General features: G+C 48.8%; 16 protein-coding genes. 12 read left to right on the top strand and 4 right to left on the bottom strand.

The window, feature by feature from the left end; all coding sequences use genetic code 11:
- Window positions 1-37 precede the first annotated feature (37 nt).
- Window positions 38-1,072 (top strand): Gfo/Idh/MocA family protein, encoded by a 1,035-nt coding sequence (locus DFR60_RS01360; protein ID WP_110321271.1) that lies wholly within the window; start codon window positions 38-40, stop codon window positions 1,070-1,072.
- Between the two features lie 194 nt (window positions 1,073-1,266).
- On the opposite strand, the gene DFR60_RS01355 is transcribed toward DFR60_RS01360, so the two are convergent.
- The 4 genes from DFR60_RS01355 to DFR60_RS01340 form a co-directional block, all read right to left on the bottom strand.
- On the bottom strand, window positions 1,267-2,013 hold the full coding sequence (locus DFR60_RS01355) for a hypothetical protein (protein WP_110321270.1): 747 nt from the start codon (window positions 2,011-2,013) through the stop codon (window positions 1,267-1,269).
- Between the two features lie 132 nt (window positions 2,014-2,145).
- Window positions 2,146-2,412 carry an immunity 17 family protein gene (locus tag DFR60_RS01350; RefSeq protein ID WP_110321269.1) on the bottom strand — a complete coding sequence of 89 codons (267 nt, stop codon included), beginning with the start codon at window positions 2,410-2,412 and terminating at the stop codon, window positions 2,146-2,148.
- An 80-nt stretch (window positions 2,413-2,492) separates the two neighbouring features.
- Window positions 2,493-2,936, bottom strand: coding sequence for a hypothetical protein (locus DFR60_RS01345; protein ID WP_243004952.1), 444 nt, complete (start codon window positions 2,934-2,936; stop codon window positions 2,493-2,495).
- A 190-nt stretch (window positions 2,937-3,126) separates the two neighbouring features.
- Window positions 3,127-3,735 carry a TetR/AcrR family transcriptional regulator gene (locus DFR60_RS01340; protein WP_110321267.1) on the bottom strand — a complete coding sequence of 203 codons (609 nt, stop codon included), beginning with the start codon at window positions 3,733-3,735 and terminating at the stop codon, window positions 3,127-3,129.
- A 529-nt stretch (window positions 3,736-4,264) separates the two neighbouring features.
- Here DFR60_RS01340 and DFR60_RS01335 point away from each other — a divergent pair.
- The 11 genes from DFR60_RS01335 (at window position 4,265) to DFR60_RS01285 (ending at window position 17,428) form a co-directional block, all read left to right on the top strand.
- Entirely contained in the window at window positions 4,265-5,551 is a 1,287-nt protein-coding gene (locus tag DFR60_RS01335; RefSeq protein ID WP_110321266.1) for a phosphoglucose isomerase-related protein, read from the top strand.
- Complete coding sequence (locus DFR60_RS01330; RefSeq protein WP_110321265.1) at window positions 5,538-6,605, top strand: Gfo/Idh/MocA family protein; 1,068 nt, start codon at window positions 5,538-5,540, stop codon at window positions 6,603-6,605. The genes DFR60_RS01335 and DFR60_RS01330 overlap by 14 nt, the downstream gene beginning before the upstream one ends.
- Window positions 6,606-6,738: 133 nt before the next feature.
- Window positions 6,739-7,590, top strand: coding sequence for a sugar phosphate isomerase/epimerase family protein (locus DFR60_RS01325; protein ID WP_110321264.1), 852 nt, complete (start codon window positions 6,739-6,741; stop codon window positions 7,588-7,590).
- Between the two features lie 34 nt (window positions 7,591-7,624).
- On the top strand, window positions 7,625-9,037 hold the full coding sequence (locus tag DFR60_RS01320; protein ID WP_110321263.1) for an ABC transporter substrate-binding protein: 1,413 nt from the start codon (window positions 7,625-7,627) through the stop codon (window positions 9,035-9,037).
- 16 nt (window positions 9,038-9,053) lie between these two features.
- Window positions 9,054-9,986 (top strand): carbohydrate ABC transporter permease, encoded by a 933-nt coding sequence (locus DFR60_RS01315; RefSeq protein WP_110321262.1) that lies wholly within the window; start codon window positions 9,054-9,056, stop codon window positions 9,984-9,986.
- A 176-nt stretch (window positions 9,987-10,162) separates the two neighbouring features.
- On the top strand, window positions 10,163-10,984 hold the full coding sequence (locus DFR60_RS01310) for a carbohydrate ABC transporter permease (protein WP_110321261.1): 822 nt from the start codon (window positions 10,163-10,165) through the stop codon (window positions 10,982-10,984).
- Between the two features lie 18 nt (window positions 10,985-11,002).
- The gene (locus DFR60_RS01305) at window positions 11,003-12,220 is read left to right on the top strand and encodes an ROK family transcriptional regulator (protein ID WP_110321260.1); all 1,218 of its coding nucleotides are present in this window, start codon (window positions 11,003-11,005) and stop codon (window positions 12,218-12,220) included.
- 34 nt (window positions 12,221-12,254) lie between these two features.
- Window positions 12,255-13,289: a Gfo/Idh/MocA family protein gene (locus DFR60_RS01300; protein ID WP_110321259.1), complete on the top strand. Its 1,035-nt coding sequence runs from the start codon at window positions 12,255-12,257 to the stop codon at window positions 13,287-13,289.
- A gap of 561 nt (window positions 13,290-13,850) precedes the next feature.
- Complete coding sequence (locus tag DFR60_RS01295) at window positions 13,851-15,050, top strand: diphosphate--fructose-6-phosphate 1-phosphotransferase (protein ID WP_110321258.1); 1,200 nt, start codon at window positions 13,851-13,853, stop codon at window positions 15,048-15,050.
- A gap of 18 nt (window positions 15,051-15,068) precedes the next feature.
- Window positions 15,069-15,905, top strand: coding sequence for a triose-phosphate isomerase (locus tag DFR60_RS01290; protein WP_110321257.1), 837 nt, complete (start codon window positions 15,069-15,071; stop codon window positions 15,903-15,905).
- Window positions 15,906-15,934: 29 nt separating this feature from the next.
- Window positions 15,935-17,428 (top strand): lactate racemase domain-containing protein, encoded by a 1,494-nt coding sequence (locus tag DFR60_RS01285; protein ID WP_110321256.1) that lies wholly within the window; start codon window positions 15,935-15,937, stop codon window positions 17,426-17,428.
- The last annotated feature ends 125 nt before the right edge of the window (window positions 17,429-17,553 follow it).

Below are 17,553 nucleotides of genomic sequence, written 5' to 3'. Positions count from 1 at the left end.
GCCGTCCTGAACAGTTACGTGGAGGAGTAAGAAGCAAGTGGAAAAGATAAAAGCTGGCATTATTGGATGCGGAAGGATTTCTTCTGTATACCAGGCTGCGTTTGAGAATATGAAGGACGAGGTAGAACTTGCCTTCGTGGTGGACAAGGAAGTATGCAGGGCCAGGAAGCTGGCTGCTGCGTTTCCTGGCTGTGGCTATTCGGATAAGCTGGAAGATTTACTGAAGCAGCCCCTGTCCGTGGTTCACGTTCTGACACCGCATTTTTTACATAAGGAGCATGCGGTCGCATGTCTCGATGCAGGATTTCACGTTCTGACAGAGAAGCCGGTAGCCCTTACGACGGAAGATGCCGACGCCATGATCAGGGCGGCAGACAGAAACGGAAGGCAGCTGGGCGTTATCTTCCAGAACCGCTATATCGAGGGAATTCAGGAAGTTAAAAAGCTGATTGAGCAGGGTAAATTCGGCCGAATTACCGGAGCATTTTCTACATTAAACTGGTGGCGTCCCCCTTCGTATTATGAGTGTGACTGGAAAGGAAGCTGGGAAAAGGAAGGCGGAGGTGTGGTCATTGACCAGGCCATTCACAGCCTGGATCTGGTCCGCTATCTGATGGGCTGTGAACCGGTAAAGGTGAAAGGACATATTGACCGCAGAATCCTGACCAATATTGAAGTGGAGGATGTGGCAGACGCAGCCATTACGTTTGAAAACGGATCGGTCTATTCCTTTTTTGCGTGTAATTATTATACAAGCAACAGCCCGATCCGGGTGGAAATCAGCGGGGAAAATGGAATCGCGCTCTTAACGCAGAATGAAGTACTGATTCAGCTAAAGGGTCAGGAGCCGAGAACCATATATCCATCTGTTGGACCGGATGTAAAGGGCGAGGCGTACTGGGGAAATTATCATGAGATTCAGATTCGGGATTTTTACCGCTGTTTAAGGGAAGGAAGACCAGTACCAACAGATCCGGAGGATGCGAAACGTACACTGGGGCTTGTTCTGGATATTTACCGTTCTTCCCGGGAGAACAGGGAGATTATAACGGAAAGACAGGCGACGGAATAATAGGCGGCGGAAAGACAGGTATCGAAAAAATATAATGCAGGGAGAAATCAAAGCAAACAAAAAGGCGGTGGCCTTGAAATAGTTAGTTTCAAAACCACCGTCTGGCTTTTAAGACGCATAATTACGTTATGTCAGTCCCGCTAAAGTTCATGGCCTTCTTCGCGGAGCCGGCCATTCATTATTTTCTCAATGGTTCACACTTTATAATACTTTCCCGGTATGGCGGCAAGCTGGACTGGGATTTGCTTTTTTGGCTTCACTTCCAGAAGAAATGGCACGATGCCATCCTCCGGCAGACGGTTTCCGGGCAGGAGCGTCTGTTTTTCAAACTTGTAGGTCACGCACCACGCATCCGCACCGCTGCTCAGGGAAGCGCCCAGAGGGAAACAGAACTCACTTTGGGAGTCCCGCAGGATGCCGATAAACTCCTGGCAGTCGGCTGGAACGTGGGAGCTTTCTTTCATGCTGCTGATTTTTTCAGCCGTGGCCGTCAGCCATTCCACGTCATAAATATGGGCGCTGTCCAGGGCAAACACAAAAACAGCGGGTAGAAAGGCTTCTGTGCCGGGGAGCCAAAGGGCGGTATTTGCTTGTACCACCGCGCCATAGATCATGGGAGCGTTGGCAAACTTCTCGCGCCATTTCTCCTTGCCAAAGAGAGGGGCTTTTCCAGCCACATCCTTGAAAAACTCACTTTCGGTGCTCCGAGGCGTGGCTCGATAGGAAATCAATTGATTCACATCGGTAGCGACAGCAGTTGCTTTGCGTTGTTCCATAAAAGCGGCCTCATCAGTTTCCTCCTGTGCGGCAATCTTCTCTTGTTTGCTGCGGACCGAGGACATATCATAGCCTTTTTTCTCCATCTCGGCAATCTCTTCCTCGGTCATAGCGGATTCCCAGCCACCAGCCTCTTTTAAGGGGTCAAATCCAAATAGTCCCATACTTTAAAACTCCTTTTTCTTTTTATATTTTAGGGGCGCTGAACCCGCGTCACCTTCGTCACAGCCTCTTTTTTTTATGTCTTAAACTCTTTGATTTCCTCTGCAGAAATGCGTCCGGATCATTGTTATCATTTACATCAACAACCACAGTACTGCGCTGCACAGGATAATAGCGGCTCCGGAAATGCCGGTGATGACACGATAACCCTTTTCTCCAAAATTGCGGTAGACAAAGGCCGGAAAGCCCTGTGTATTGCCGCCCTGGGGATTACAGACCCATTTCCAGCGAAAAATCGCCCCCAGCAGGAACAGCGCCCCGACCACGATTAGAAAGAGCAGCCAGTTGGCCTGGAGGAATGGCATGACCCGCTCCATCAGCTTTGTATATAAATCGCTCATTCTGTATCTCCTCACTCAGCTGCCTTTTAATACCACCGGTTTGAGCCGTATTAAAAAAGACATGGCATCTGAGTGCCTCTTTATTTTGTTTTGAAATGATTCAGGAAAAAGTCGGTGAATGCCTTTACCTCTGCTTCTTGAGAAACATAGACGTACAGTTTTTCGTCCTCCAGCCAGTCGCAGACATTGATGCCGATGTATCCCTTCCGATCCGGATAAATGATAAATGCATCGGTAGGGTACTTGTTCTGATAGGCTTTGAGAATTTCGCTCCGGCGGTAGATCACCGGTTCGCCGCCTTCGGATAGATCAGGAACGGTAGGCACAACAACAATGGTTTGGCTGGTTTCGTTCCAGCCCACAATAAGATTGCCGATTTTCGTTTTGCTGCCGTGAACCAGTCCGTAATTAAAACGTCCCACATCCTCTGTATAGCCGAAAAGAATGTTATAGTCTTCTCCGTGTTCCACTAACTGGTTGAACAGGGAGCGCATCCTTTTGCGGTTAGCATCGCTTTTTTCCATATCTACTTCAGGCCCTTTGAATAATTTTCCAAACAATCCCATAATTATGTCCCTTTCACTTAATTACTTTTTGATTTAAATAGTATTTAAATGAAATTATACCTGAATATCTGGAAAATGGCAAGTCAATAAATAGAAAAACAGCGCACCGTATGAAACGATGCGCTGTTTTTCTATTTATTGACTTGCTTTACACAAGAGAGGATAGATACCTGGAAAGGGCTGCTGCCTGGGCCTGGGCTGTCCGTTCCAATTCCTCAGGGAAGAAGAACGGGAGCGATCTGGCCGCCGAATTATAAATCAAAACCACGGTAAGCAGTAGGTTGCCAAGCTCTTTCGGCGTACATTTTTCTTCTGGAATATGCCAGAGGGAAAGGAGCTGCTCATAAAACTGCACTTGTCCCTGCTGGTAAATATCAAAGTCTTCCGGGTTTAAGTGCTTGTGTACCCACAGCTCCTCTTCTTGCGTCATCACGAAGAAATGGTGCTGGCGGCTGTGAACAGCCGTTTGAATAAAGCGATTGATTTTTTCTTCCAATGATATATCCTGCCGCGCGGCGTTGTCTTTCGCCGTCTGAAGTAAAAGTGCCATTTCATAGTCGATAATATGGATCACCAGTTCCGCCAATGAAGTATAGTAGTTTCCATAAAAGAACGGTTTCGAGATACCGACTGCCTGGAGTATGTCCTGCAGTCTGGTATTTTTCAGTCCCCGCTGGGACAGCATTTCCAATCCCACAGACAGCAAATCGCGCCCGACCTGTTCCCGTTCCTGTTCCGTATATGCTTTCTTTGACATGGCTTCCCCCTCATTTCCGCTGATATGCCAATAGTTTACCACAGTTATCATGGGAAGTCATGCGTTCTTTGCAGAAAGGCGAGGGAGCAGGGAGGCCAGCGGTTCCCACTACGTAAAACAGATCAAAGCGGCCATACGGCTGGGCGTGTTTTACCTCACAGGCACTTATACGTTTGAGCGATCCTGCAGCAGAAGAGAAACAAACTTAGTCTTTCATGAAAAAATGGGTTGGAGGCTGTCTGATAGGGCATAAATGGCTGGTTTTATTGACGATTAAAGAAGACAGTTGGTGAACTTTTATATAAATAATGTATTAATAATACAAAAGAGTGCTGGGAAAGATATATAATAATGCTGATAAAATAAAGAAAATGCGATTTAAAAATGTATTAATAATACAAAACACTATTGACAAACACAAAACAGGATGCTAATATTTATTTAAATTAAAAAACTAATATCACTTAACGAAACAAATAAGTAATTACCGACACAAAAGTGAAAAAATACTTGAAAGGTGATTGATACGATGCGGTTAGAATTCTATGACGCGGAGAGACGATTTACGCTCTGCAGGCTGAAACAGTATATGAAACAGGAAGCAGATATTTTGACGAGGGCACAGGCTGGGGAAGAGAGATATTCAGGTAATCTGGGCTGGCTTCATGTGGACGAATGGGCCGGAGAGGAGAAACTTCGGGAAATAGAGACCTGTGCAGGAAGAGTCAGAGAAGATGGTGAAATCCTGGTGGTGATTGGAATCGGCGGTTCCAATCAGGCGGCGAGAGCCGTGGTCGAGGCACTTTCCTGCGGCGGCCCTATGAAGATTTTATATGCAGGCAACAACGTATCGTCCCAGTATATGAAACAGCTTCTAAAGCAGCTGGAAGGCAAATCTGTCTATGTGAATGTCATAGCGAAAAATTTCGAAACGCTGGAACCGGGAATCGGTTTTCGGATTCTTCGCCAGTATCTGAAAGAGAGAAACGGAACCGGATACGAAAGACGGGTTTTTGCTACTGGAACGAGGGGAAGCCGCCTGCATGAGCTTTGTAGAATTTACGGTTATACCTTTCTGGATTTTCCCGAGAACATCGGGGGACGGTATTCGGGCCTTTGCAATGTAGGTCTGTTCCCGGCGGCAGTGGCCGGAATGGATATCCGCGCCATGGCTGCCGGAGCCGGAGACATGGAACGGGAACTGCGGAACACAAAGGGAGAGGAAAATACGGCATTTCAGTACGCGGCCATCCGCAGCCTCTTGTATCAGGAGGGCTTCCGTGTGGAGATGCTGGCTTCCTTTGAACCGAGGCTTCAGTACTTTTACGGCTGGTGGACGCAGCTGTTTGCGGAAAGCGAAGGGAAGCAGGGAAAAGGCCTTTATCCTACGGCAGTGAAATACTCGGAGGACTTACACTCCATCGGGCAGTTTGTGCAGGAGGGAACGCCGATTCTGTTTGAGACATTTCTGGACATTGAGGAGCAGGGAGATGCGGTGTCCGTGGAAGCGGACGAAGTGGAGGACGGTTTTGATTACTTGAATGGTTCCAGTCTGGCGGACATCAGCCGGGCGGCCTTTGAGGCGACCGTAAAGGCGCACAGTGAGCGTCTGCCCTGTATCAGAATCAGAATTGACGAATTGAATGAATACAGCTTTGGCCAATTATTTTATTTCTTTGAATTTGCATGCTACCTTTCAGGAAAGCTGCTGGGAGTCAATCCTTTTGACCAGCCAGGTGTGGAGAACTACAAGGGCTATATGTTTGAAGCCCTTGGAAAATATAAATACAGGAGTGAAAGCAATGGAGAAAATTAGAGTAGGTATTGTTGGAACGGGCTATACGGTGGGGATTGCAGGCAATCATGCGAAGGGCTACTTACAGAATCCAGGCTGTGTCCTCACCGCTGTCTACGACATTGTCCCTGGACGTGCCGCCCAGTGGGCAAAGGAAAAAAATCTGGAGGTGGAAATCTGTTCTGACTACGATGAGCTGCTTGAGAAGGTAGATGCCGTAAGCATCTGTACTCCCAATTATGCTCACGGAGAGCTGGCTGTACGGGCTATGGAAAAAGGAAAGCATCTGCTGTGCGAAAAACCTTTAAGCATTGATTCCGAAAGCTCTGTCCGGGCGGTAAGCATTGCTAGATGCTGTTCCACGGTTGCCATGATCGGATTCAGCTATCGCGGAATACCGGCGGTCCGTTATATGCGCCAGGTTCTGCAGTCCGGTAAGATGGGAAAGATTTTTACATACCGGGAGACACTGGGCGGATGCAGGATTGCCAATCCCGGAGTGAAGCTGGAATGGCGTATGCAGAAGCAGCTTTCCGGCACGGGGGCGCTGGCTGATTTTGGCTGCCACATGCTGGATCTGTGCGACTGGCTGTTTGACGGTTCTCAGGGAGCGGTTTCCGAGGTGAATGGCTTCGTCTCCTGCTCCATTCCGGAGCGGGATGAGATATTTGACCCGGGACAGGGCCAGGTAAGCAACGACGATTCCGCCGCATTTAACCTCCGGTTTGAGGGCGGAACACTGGCTTCCTTTGTAGCGAGCCGGCTGGGAGTGGCGAGACATACCATTGAGATATATGGAGAAGGCGGCATGATGCTTTTCCGGGACGACCGGCCTGCGGAAGTGGAAGTCTGGTTTAAGGAAAAGGACGGGGGATATACAGGCAAGCCGGAGGTCATCTCCGTCGACGCAGATCTGGTGACAGATCCATGGTTTTTTGCCGAAATCAATGATTTCATCCATTGCATTCAGACAGGGGAACGGCCAGACCGCAATTTTGACCGGGCGCTCTATATTCAGGATCTGCTGGATAAGATTTTACTGGCCTGCGAAACCGGTAAAACTATTCATATATAAGCCACTCCACTAAGCTCGTGAAAGACCTCGCTATACCCGATAAAGCGGGGCACGCTGAGTGGAGATGACATGTATCGCACGTAGGCGGCCAAAGGACGACCGCCAAGTGCTCATAACAAGGAGGAAAGATATTATGAGAATGAGCCTTTTAACAAACAGCCTGACCGGTGTCGGGATCAGGGATTTGAAGACCATTGCCGACTGGGCCTGGGAAAACGGGATCTGCGAGTTAGATGTGGGGCCGGCGATTCCTCTCGACAAGGAACAGTTCGACGCGGTACTGGGGGAAGGAAAGGTATCGGTCGGGACCATGATATACTGCCGTAATTTCCTCAGCAGGGACAAGGAAGAGGCAGAGTTTCACTGCAGCGCTCTTCGGGACCGGATCCGGTTTGCCGGTGAGATGGGAATCGGAAAGATTGTGTGTTCCACCGGTGTTACGGCGGAATCCTTTGGCGGTATGGGATTTGCTCCGGAGAAGAGTCTGCCTGCTGTAGTGGAACTGGCGAAGCAGTTTGTGGAACTGGCGGAGAAATATGGGGTTAAGCTCTGTTATGAGAACTGCCCCATGATGGGCAACATTGCCACCTCACCGGATCTGTGGAAAGCTGTTTTTGATGCGGTGGACAGTGAGCAGCTGGGGCTCTGCTACGATCCGTCTCATCTCGTCTGGCAGTTCATTGATCCATATAAAAATATCTATCAGTTTGCCGACAGGATTTTCCATGTCCATGCCAAGGATACCGTCGTGGATCGGGAGGCACTGGCGCAAACCGGCGTTTTACAGAATGGGAAATGGTGGAGACACCGCCTGCCGGGGCTGGGAGAACTGGATTGGGGCCGGATTGTGGATGCTCTTTATGAGATTAAGTATGAGGGGGCCATCTGCATCGAGCACGAGGATCCGGTCTGGGAAGGCACGGAGGATAAGGTGAAACGGGGAATCTTAAAGACAAGAGATCATGTCAGTTCTTTCTTTATGTAAAATAATTATAGAAGGTAAAGAGGAGGTATTTCATATGAAAAACAAACGTTTACTCGCCGCATGCATGGCCGCATTACTTGCAGCCTCATCCCTGACGGCCTGCGCCGGAGGCACGACAGTATCCAGCGGAGATAATTCCGGAAAAACAGAGTCTACGAAGGCTTTAGCAGGAGAGACAACTACCGGAGCGGCAAAGGATACGGAGGGAGAGAGTCCGAAAGGAGAGAGTTCAAAGGGGGAAAAGACAGTTCTGACCGTGTGGCATACCTGGGGCGCCGGTCCGGGAACGGATGCGATGGAAAAGGTTGTCGATATGTACAACCAGACGAATGACAAGAATGTGGAGATTAATCTTCAGTTTGTAGCCAATAAGGCCAGCGGCAACACACAGACCATGGATAAGCTGATGGCTTCCATAGCTGCAGGAAGCCCGCCGGAGATGGCGCTGCTGGATAATTTCCAGGTTGCGACCTGGGCCCAGCAGGATGCGCTTGTAAAGCTGGACGACTTGATGGCGGCTTCCGGCACCTCCTTTGACGGCATTTACGACTGGGCCAAGTCTGGTTCCCAGTACAAGGGCAGCACCTATTCGATTCCCTACAATGGAGATACCCGCGCACTTTTCTATAACAAGGACTTATTTGCGGCCGCGGGGTTGGATCCTGAGAATCCGCCGTCTACGATCGAGGAATTAAATGCAGCAGCGGAAAAGCTGACAATTATGGATGGCAGTACCTATAAGCAGGTTGGTATCATTCCGTGGTTATTTGCGGGTAAACCGATTTATACCTGGGGCTGGAACTTTGGCGGGGACTTCTACGATGCCGACGCCAATGTGCTGACGATCGCAAAGGCGGAGAATATCGAAGCACTTCAGTGGGAAGTGGATATCGCTGACAAATTTGGCGGAAAGAGCTTTGTGGAATTTGCAGCGGGGCTCGGTACCGGAGCGCAGGACCCGTTTGTGACCGGACAGGTGGCCATGGCAGTCAAAGGAAATTTCGATATTGCCAACATGGCGCAGTATAACCCGGATTTGAACTATGGAATCTGCCCGATCCCCAGTAAGGAAGAGGGAAAACATATGACGTGGGCAGGCGGCTGGGCGTTCGTAATTCCACGCGGAGCAGGCAATCAGGAGCTTTCCATGGATTTTATGAAATACATACTGAGCGACGAAGCACAGACCGTCATGGCGGAAGACAGCGCCAGCCTGTCTCCGTGTAAGAGCGTGTCGGAGAAGGTATTCGGCTCCAAAGATAACTATAAGGCATTTATGGACTACATATCTACTGCGAAAATTCGCCCGCCGGTACCTGTCGGACAGATGCTGTGGGATAACTTAAACCAGGTACTGGATTCGGCGCTGAACAAAAAGGATACGCCTGAGAACCTGATGAAAGCCCTGGATGTCTCCATCAATGAAGAACTGAAGAAACTTGAATGAGAAGAGGTGATTACCATTGAAGAGTGGCAGCAATGTACGGCGGGCGCAGGGAAGGTTTGTTAAGAAAAGTGGTATTGAGGCCCATAAATCGAGGATGGGGTTATTGTTTACGGCACCGTGGATTCTTGGCCTGCTCCTGTTTTATGCTTACCCGCTTCTTTCCTCCATCTACTACAGCTTTACATCCTATAGTGTGTTAAACAGAGGAACCTTTGTCGGGCTGGCAAATTACAAAGAACTTGTAAAGGATAACCTGTTCTGGAAGAGTATCTGGAACACCCTGTATTTCACGGCGCTCAGTGTTCCCGTCAATATTATTCTTGGAATTGTCATTGCGCTTTTGCTCAATTCCAGGATCCGGTTAATTGGTCTCTACCGCACCGTTTTCTTTATCCCTACGCTGGTGCCGGTCGTTGCTACCGCCACGGTGTGGCGCTGGCTGCTGGATTCCAATTATGGTATCATTAACAGTCTGCTTAATAAGATTGGAATTGCATCGATTCCCTGGCTGGCCAGCGAAACCTGGTCAAAGCCAGCGCTCGTGCTGATCGCTTCCTGGGGAATTGGGCAGGCCATTATCATTAATCTGGCAGGCCTTCAGGATATATCACCTGAGTATTACGAGGCGGCGCAGATCGATGGTGCGAACCTGTTTCAGCGGGTTCGCAACATCACCCTGCCGCTGCTGACACCTGTTATTTTCTACAATGTGGTCATGGGCGTTATAAACGCCCTGCAGACCTTTACACTGCCCTATACACTTACGAACGGTGAAGGCAATCCGGTTAATTCCCTTACCTTTTATGTCATGCATTTGTACAACAATGCGTTTGGCTACATGCACATGGGGTATGCATCGGCAATGGCCTGGATTCTGTTTTTGATCATTCTGGTTCTCACCATTGTGATCTTCGGTACTTCAAAAAAATGGGTGCATTATCAAGAGTAGAAGTATCGATTCAGCCGTGCGGCAGTTTGTACGGAAAAGTGTGTTACAAGCTCGCTTGTATAAGCACTTTTTTGTACAAACTGACATAGGGCGGAACGCCCGGGCTTCTTGTTTTCGTGCTTTTCGAAAACAAGAAGATGCACGGCTGAATCGTTACGAATAGGAGGGATTTAATAATGAAACGGTTAAAAAAGCTTCCAATCCATCTGATTCTGATTGGGCTGGGTTTTTTCTTCCTGCTTCCTTTTATCTGGATGCTTTCCACTGCACTCAAATCGGATCAGCAGGTACTTGTGAATCCGCCGATTTGGATTCCGAATCCGGTCATGTGGGAGAATTTTGCCAGGGCAATAAACTATATTCCGTTTTTCCGCTATATGGGCAATACAGCCGTGATCGCGGTTTTAGATGTGCTGGGAACGGTGGTCGCCTGCCCCTTAGTGGCCTATGGGCTGTCCCGGCTGGAGTGGAAGGGGCGTGAACTGCTGTTTTTTATCACCATAGCGGTTATGATGATTCCCCAGGAGGTCACGATGGTTCCGACCTTTATCCTGTTTAATAAAATTGGTCTGACCGGAACGTATGTGCCTCTGTTTATCCAGTCCTTTTTCGGAAGGCCATTCATGATCTTTTTGCTGCGGCAGTTTTTTATGAATCTTCCCCATGATCTGGAAGATGCGGCTCGGGTGGACGGAGCTTCGGAATTCTATATCTACGCGAAAATTATGCTGCCCCTGGTCGTGCCGGGCGTGTTGACGGTAGCTTTGTTCCGGTTTATGAACTCCTGGAACGACTTTTTAGGACCGCTGCTTTACTTAAGCGATGAGAAGCGGTATACGCTCAGCATCGGGCTGCAGATGTTTACCACGCAGTATAAGACAGAGTGGTCACTTCTTATGGCTACGGCGCTGATGATTACCCTGCCGGTTATTATCATTTACTTTATTGTCCAGAAGCGGTTTATCGAAGGAATTACTTTCTCCGGGATCAAAGGCTGAGACAGGGAGGAGGAGAAGATGACTGCACGTGGTACAAATCTGCCAAGAGTCAAGAAGCAGAACGAGGCTCTGATAAAAGAAATTATCTATAAGTACGGCCCTATATCGCGAGGGAAGATTGCAGAGATGCTGTCGCTGACTCCTCCTACGATTACGACGAACGTGACCTCCCTGATCGAGAGAGGGCTGGTGTATGAGTTCCCGGCGGACGCTTCCGATGTGGAAGAACGTTCCCTGGGGCGCAGACCGGTAAAAATTGATTTTGTCCAAGATGCCAGATATGCCATCGGAGTGGAGTTAAATCCCTATCAGACGGCAATCTGCATGCTGGATCTCCATGGAAATGAGAAAATCAGCGTGAAATATCCTCCCATGAATGGGGAGTATGTGGAGGAAATGGACGCGCTTGCTCAGAGTATTGATAAGCTGATCGCCGGGAGCGGAGTGGATATGGAAAAGATACTTGGCGTAGGCGTGGGGCTGCCGGGCTTTGTGGAAGCGAAGGCAGGTGTCTTGAGGGAAAGCTTCAAGACAAACTGGAATAATAAAAATATAGCCAGAGACTTGACGAGAAGGCTGGAGGTCCCGGTACTCATCGAAAATAACGCCAGAATAAGGGCGGCCGGAGAAGAGATGTTTGGAAAGACGCTGAGACCGGATTCCTTTGCTTACTATCTGATTTCCTATGGTATTGCATGCCCGCTGCTGGTAAAGAACCGTATGATTACAGGGGAAAATGCCAGCACCGGCGAGGCCGGCCACATGGTAGTGGAAATCAACGGTCCGAAATGCGAGACCTGCGGCCACAACGGCTGTCTGGAGGAGATGGCCAGTGAACGGGCGATTCTCAAGCGGTGTAAAGCGGCCGTATCCGCAGGCGCCTCCACGATGCTGACAGAGCTGTGCCCCGACCCGGCGGAAATGACCATGAAGGACGTTATCATGGCGGAGGAATGCAATGATACGCTGGTTGTAAAAATCATGGAGGAGGCAGTCATGTATCTCGGCGTGGCGCTGGCGAATATCATCAACCTGATCAGCCCGCCGCTGGTCATTGTGGACGGCTATATCATGAAGGTAAAGAGAAACCGAAGGCGGCTTCTGGAAGAGACCAAGAAACACATCTTTGGTCTGAATGACCAGGAGATCGAGATTGAATTTATCGATTTCAATCCCTTCACAGGTGCCAGAGGCGGGGCTGCTCTGGCAATCAAACAGTTCTTTATCAAGGAGTAAGTATTGTATAAAATAAGTGAGGATTCGTAATCAAGTGGAAAATATAAAAGCAGGTATCATTGGATGCGGCAGGATTTCATCGGTTTACAGGGCCGCGTTTGAGAATATGAAGGAAGAAGCAGAGCTTGTCTTTGCAGTGGATAAGGATTTAAGCCGGGCGGAGCAGCTGGCCGCAGCGTTTCCCGGTTGTGGTTATTCCGACAGGCTGGAGGATCTGCTGAGGCAGCCGCTGTCTGTGGTTCACGTCCTGACTCCCCATTTTTTACATAAGAAGCATGTAATTGCATGTCTGGAAGCGGGATTTCATGTGCTGACAGAGAAACCTATCGCGCTGTCACTGGAAGATGCTGACTTGATGATCGCGGCAGCGAAGAAAAATAAAAGGCAGCTGGGCGTCATATTTCAGAACCGTTATATTGAAGGCGTTCAGGAAGTAAAGCGAATGATAGAGAATGGGGAATTTGGACGGATCACAGGTGCGTTCTCCACGCTGAACTGGTGGCGGCCGCCTTCCTATTATGAATGTGACTGGAAGGGAAGCTGGGAGAAGGAGGGCGGCGGTGTGGTCATCGACCAGGCCATCCACAGTCTGGACCTGGTTCGTTATCTGATGGGCTGCGAACCGGTAAAGGTGAAAGGTCATATTGACCGGAGAATCCTGACCAATATTGAGGTGGAGGATGTGGCGGACGCAGCCATTACATTTGAAAACGGTGCGGTTTATTCGTTTTTCGCATGCAATTACTACACCAGCAACAGCCCCATCCGGGTAGAGATAAGCGGGGAACATGGAACGGCACTTTTAACAGAGAATGAAGTAGTCATTCGGTTGAAGGGCCGGGAGCCAAGAACCGTGTCTCCATCCGTCGGGCCGGAGGTAAAAGGAGAGGCGTACTGGGGAAATTATCACGAGGTTCAGATCCGGGATTTTTACCGCTGTCTAAGGGAAGGAACCCCGGTACAGACAGACCCTGAGGATGCGAAACGTACACTGGGGCTTGTTCTGGATATTTACCGTTCTTCGAAAGAAAATCGGGAGATTGAGAGAAAATACTCCGCAGAAGAGTAAAAATATAAAAGCATCCTTGAAATATTGATGGGAATATGATATATTGTAGATACAAAGAGGAACAACCGCCCACAAGGTGGGTTGACCTTATGAGAGTTTAGAAAATGCCACCTCGTCGCTCGGCCAAAGTTCAGGGGTGGTTTTTCTATGTAGGTCAGTGACAGATCAAATACATAAATGTCAGCAACGCTAGAATAAACATTCCAAAGACCATCAGGTCTTTAAAATCGAATTTCATAGACATCACCTCCATTCTAAAGAATGAAGGCCAACGCCACCCTGTAACACGGTTCTTCCTTTTTGTAGTATAGCATATCTATAGAAAAACAACAATGATAAGTATAAAAAACATAGATTAAAAGTATTTATAACTCATATCATAGATCCTCTGCTCACAAATAAATCCCATGATCCTCTTTTTTACATCATCATACAAACTCCATTTCTGCACGCAAACGTTTGAGTAAAAACTTCGCAAATCCCCTCTGAAATGTGTTAATATAAAGTCATTGAAGTACGCAAAAACATAAAAAGAAATAAAAAGAAGAAAGGTGGAAAAGCATGGCGGAAAATGTTTTGATTGTCCATGGAGGCGGGCCAACAGCGGTAATCAATTCTTCCCTTTACGGAGTGATAGAGGAAGCGAAGAAAATTGGAACAATTGATAAGGTTTATGCAGCGATTGGGGGAAGCGAAGGGATATTGAAGGAGCGTTTTTTAGATCTTCTGGAATTTCCGGAGGAGAAACTGAAGCTGCTTCTGGAAACTCCGGCCACGGCGATCGGATCGTCCCGGTATGCGCTGGAGCAGGAAGATTACGAGGCCATGGTCGCCATTTTTAAGAAGTATGAGATTAAGTATGTGCTGTTAAATGGCGGAAATGGAACCATGGATACATGCGGACGTGTTTACGAGGTTTGTAAGAATGAGGATATCCGTGTCGTTGGAATTCCCAAAACCATTGACAACGATATCGCAATTACGGACCACACGCCGGGCTTTGGAAGCGCAGCGAGATACATAGCGGCCACGACCGCCGAGGTAGGCGTAGATGTGAAATCCCTTCCGATTCACGTATGCATCATTGAGGCCATGGGACGGAATGCCGGCTGGATCACTGCGGCATCGGCACTGGCCAGGAAAAAGCCTGGGGATGCCCCGCATCTGATCTATTTGCCGGAACGGCCTTTTCATGAGGCGGAATTTTTAGAGGATGTAAAACGCATCCATGAAGAAAAGGGCGGAGTCGTAGTAGTCGTCAGCGAGGGCCTGAAAAATGAAGCGGGAGAGCCCATTGTTCCTCCGATCTTCAAGACGGAAAGGGCCACGTATTATGGAGATGTCAGCGCCTATTTAGCAGAACTGGTCATTAAGAAGCTGGGAATTAAGGCGAGAAGCGAAAAGCCGGGTATCTGCGGAAGGGCGTCGATTGCATGGCAGTCTCCCGTGGACCGGGATGAAGCGGTTCTTGCAGGAAGCGAGGCGTTAAAGGCGGCAGTAGCGGGCCAGAGCGGCGTCATGGTCGGATTTATCCGTGATGAAGAGTCGGAGAAGGCTGACGGTGTATACCGCATGCACACGGAGATGATACCGATTAAGGAAGTCATGATGTACGAACGGACCATTCCGGAGTCCTGCATGAACGAACGAGGCAATGATGTGACAGAGGAATTTATCCGCTGGTGCAGACCTCTGATCGGGCCGGAGCTGAGAGACTTTATTGATTTTAGAGAATTATATGAGCAGCATGCTCAGTACTGATTAAAAGGAGGGGATTCGATGAAACACATTTTTTTGAATTTGAAACGATTTGATATTCCGAAGGAATACGGCGGGGTAAACAGCATTGCTCCCATTGGCGAGTGGGGAAGCTTTATTGTATCCAATACCCAGGAGCAGTTAAAAAAATATGCCGGTGAAGACGTGGAATTTGCCATGTATTTTCCGGAGGCCCACTTGATTTCGGCCGCAGGCGCACTGTGTGAGGACAGTCCGGTTAAGGTTGGATGCCAGAGCGTATACCGCGACGATACGGCGGCCCACGGCAATTTTGGCGCATTTACCACCAACAGGACGGCTAATGCGGCGAAAGCCATCGGCTGCACCACGACAATTATCGGCCACTGTGAAGAGAGAAAAGACAAGGCGGGAATCCTGGCGGAAGCCGGAGTGACGGATACAAAAGCGGTGAACCGCCTGCTGAATCAGGAGATAAAAAAGGCTGTTTCTTCCGGTCTGTCTGTGTTATACTGTATCGGAGAGTCCTCTGAAGAGCAGGAGAGATGGAAAGAGGTATTAAAGGAGCAGATTACTGTCGGCCTGGAAGGCGTGGATAAGAGCCTGGTCACCATTGCGTATGAACCGATCTGGGCCATCGGACCTGGAAAGATTCCGCCGGATAAGGACTATATCACCATGATCGGCACTTATATTAAGGAAATTACCGATGGATGCGATGTTGTGTACGGCGGTGGATTAAAGGTGGATAATGCAGAGATGCTGGCTTCCGTTCCGGTAATGGACGGCGGGCTTATCGCACTGACCAGATTCCAGGGAGAGATTGGATTTTACCCGGAAGAGTATCTGGAAATCATTAAAACCTACATGGGACATTGATTGCAAATCAAAAGCAGGAGGAAATTTATATGAAATTATCATTTGAATACGGCGCCGGCCTTATGGCGGCAGAACTTCCCGATACAACTGACATCTTTATTCCGGGTGAGACCGTGCCGGATCCGGCATATATTCCGGAGGACCGTCTGGTAGAGGAGACTTTAAAGTCCATCAGGAACCCTATGGGTATGGAACCCCTCTCTGAACTGGCACATAAGGGATCCAAGGTTACCATTATTTTCCCAGACCGTGTAAAAGGCGGAGAGCAGCCGACGTCTCACCGCAAGATATCCATTAAACTGATTCTGGACGAGCTGTATGCGGCTGGTGTGGAGAAGAAGGACATTTTACTGATCTGTTCCAACGGCCTTCACCGGAAGAATACAGAGCAGGAGATTCATAATATACTGGGCGACGAGCTGTTCCATGAGTTCTGGCATACCCATCAGATCATCAATCACGACAGCGAGGATTACGATCATCTGGTAGATTTAGGAACCACGGACAGAGGCGACCCTGTTCTGATGAATAAGTACGTTTACGACAGTGATGTCGCTATTCTGATCGGCCATACACAGGGCAATCCTTATGGCGGATATTCAGGCGGCTACAAGCACTGCGCGACAGGAATTACGCACTGGCGTTCCATTGCCTCCCACCATGTGCCGGAGGTTATGCACCGGAAGGACTTTACTCCGGTCAGCGGTACGTCTCTGATGAGAACAAAGTTTGACGAGATCGGACAGCACATGGAGAAATGCATGGGCAAGAAGTTCTTCTGCTGTGACGCGGTTCTCGATACGAAATCCAGACAGATTGAGATCAACAGCGGATACGCAAAGGTAATGCAGCCTCACTCCTGGATCATGGCAGACAAGAGAACGTATGTACCGTGGGCAGAGAAGAAGTACGATGTCATGGTATTTGGTATGCCTCAGTTCTTCCACTACGGAGAAGGCATGGGAACCAATCCGATTATGCTGCTTCAGGCTATTTCCGCCCAGGTCATCAGACATAAGAGAATCATGAGCGATAACTGTGTAATTATCTGCGCTTCTCTCTGCAACGGATACTTCCACGATGAACTGTGGCCGTATCTTAGAGAAATGTACGATATGTTCCAGCACGACTATATGAATACACTTCCGGATATGAACCGCTATGGCGAGTACTTTGCAACCAATGAGGAGTATATCAGAAAGTATCGTTACTGCAACGCGTTCCATCCATTCCACGGCTTCTCCATGATTAGTTGCGGCCACATTGCGGAGATGAACACTTCCGCAATCTATCTCTGCGGCGCTCAGGATCCGGGATATGCAAGAGGAATGGGACTTAAGACGAGAGCAACCATCGAAGAGGCGCTGGAGGATGCAAAGAAGAAATTTGTAGGACCGAATCCGAATATTCTTGCTCTTCCGCAGACATTTAAGCTGGGAGCCGTTCATCTGATGATGAAGGATGACGTATATGAGGGAAAGGGCGCGGAAGACTGTGCCTGTGCGGCTCATATGCACCACTAAAGGGTGTTTGATGATTTCTGATTAAAACAATGACGGAACGGCCTTACAGCGGCAGAACCTTGTGGCTGACGGGCCGTTCTAAGCAATGCCGGGGTATTTACGCCGGACAGTAATATTTATGGAAG

It is taken from the genome of Hungatella effluvii (genome assembly GCF_003201875.1).
GTDB lineage: Bacteria > Bacillota > Clostridia > Lachnospirales > Lachnospiraceae > Hungatella > Hungatella effluvii.
This window is presented reverse-complemented; position numbering and strand designations above follow the sequence as displayed.

What these genes read in the sequence shown, in the direction of transcription:
- DFR60_RS01285 (WP_110321256.1), top strand. Translation starts at nt 15,935, where the DNA reads ATGAAATTATCATTTGAATACGGCGCCGGCCTTATGGCGGCAGAACTT.
- DFR60_RS01335 (WP_110321266.1), top strand. Translation starts at nt 4,265, where the DNA reads ATGCGGTTAGAATTCTATGACGCGGAGAGACGATTTACGCTCTGCAGG.
- DFR60_RS01305 (WP_110321260.1), top strand. Translation starts at nt 11,003, where the DNA reads ATGACTGCACGTGGTACAAATCTGCCAAGAGTCAAGAAGCAGAACGAG.
- DFR60_RS01325 (WP_110321264.1), top strand. Translation starts at nt 6,739, where the DNA reads ATGAGAATGAGCCTTTTAACAAACAGCCTGACCGGTGTCGGGATCAGG.
- DFR60_RS01345 (WP_243004952.1), bottom strand. Translation starts at nt 2,936, where the DNA reads ATGGAAAAAAGCGATGCTAACCGCAAAAGGATGCGCTCCCTGTTCAAC.
- DFR60_RS01330 (WP_110321265.1), top strand. Translation starts at nt 5,538, where the DNA reads ATGGAGAAAATTAGAGTAGGTATTGTTGGAACGGGCTATACGGTGGGG.
- DFR60_RS01350 (WP_110321269.1), bottom strand. Translation starts at nt 2,412, where the DNA reads ATGAGCGATTTATATACAAAGCTGATGGAGCGGGTCATGCCATTCCTC.
- DFR60_RS01320 (WP_110321263.1), top strand. Translation starts at nt 7,625, where the DNA reads ATGAAAAACAAACGTTTACTCGCCGCATGCATGGCCGCATTACTTGCA.
- DFR60_RS01340 (WP_110321267.1), bottom strand. Translation starts at nt 3,735, where the DNA reads ATGTCAAAGAAAGCATATACGGAACAGGAACGGGAACAGGTCGGGCGC.
- DFR60_RS01295 (WP_110321258.1), top strand. Translation starts at nt 13,851, where the DNA reads ATGGCGGAAAATGTTTTGATTGTCCATGGAGGCGGGCCAACAGCGGTA.
- DFR60_RS01310 (WP_110321261.1), top strand. Translation starts at nt 10,163, where the DNA reads ATGAAACGGTTAAAAAAGCTTCCAATCCATCTGATTCTGATTGGGCTG.
- DFR60_RS01290 (WP_110321257.1), top strand. Translation starts at nt 15,069, where the DNA reads ATGAAACACATTTTTTTGAATTTGAAACGATTTGATATTCCGAAGGAA.
- DFR60_RS01355 (WP_110321270.1), bottom strand. Translation starts at nt 2,013, where the DNA reads ATGGGACTATTTGGATTTGACCCCTTAAAAGAGGCTGGTGGCTGGGAA.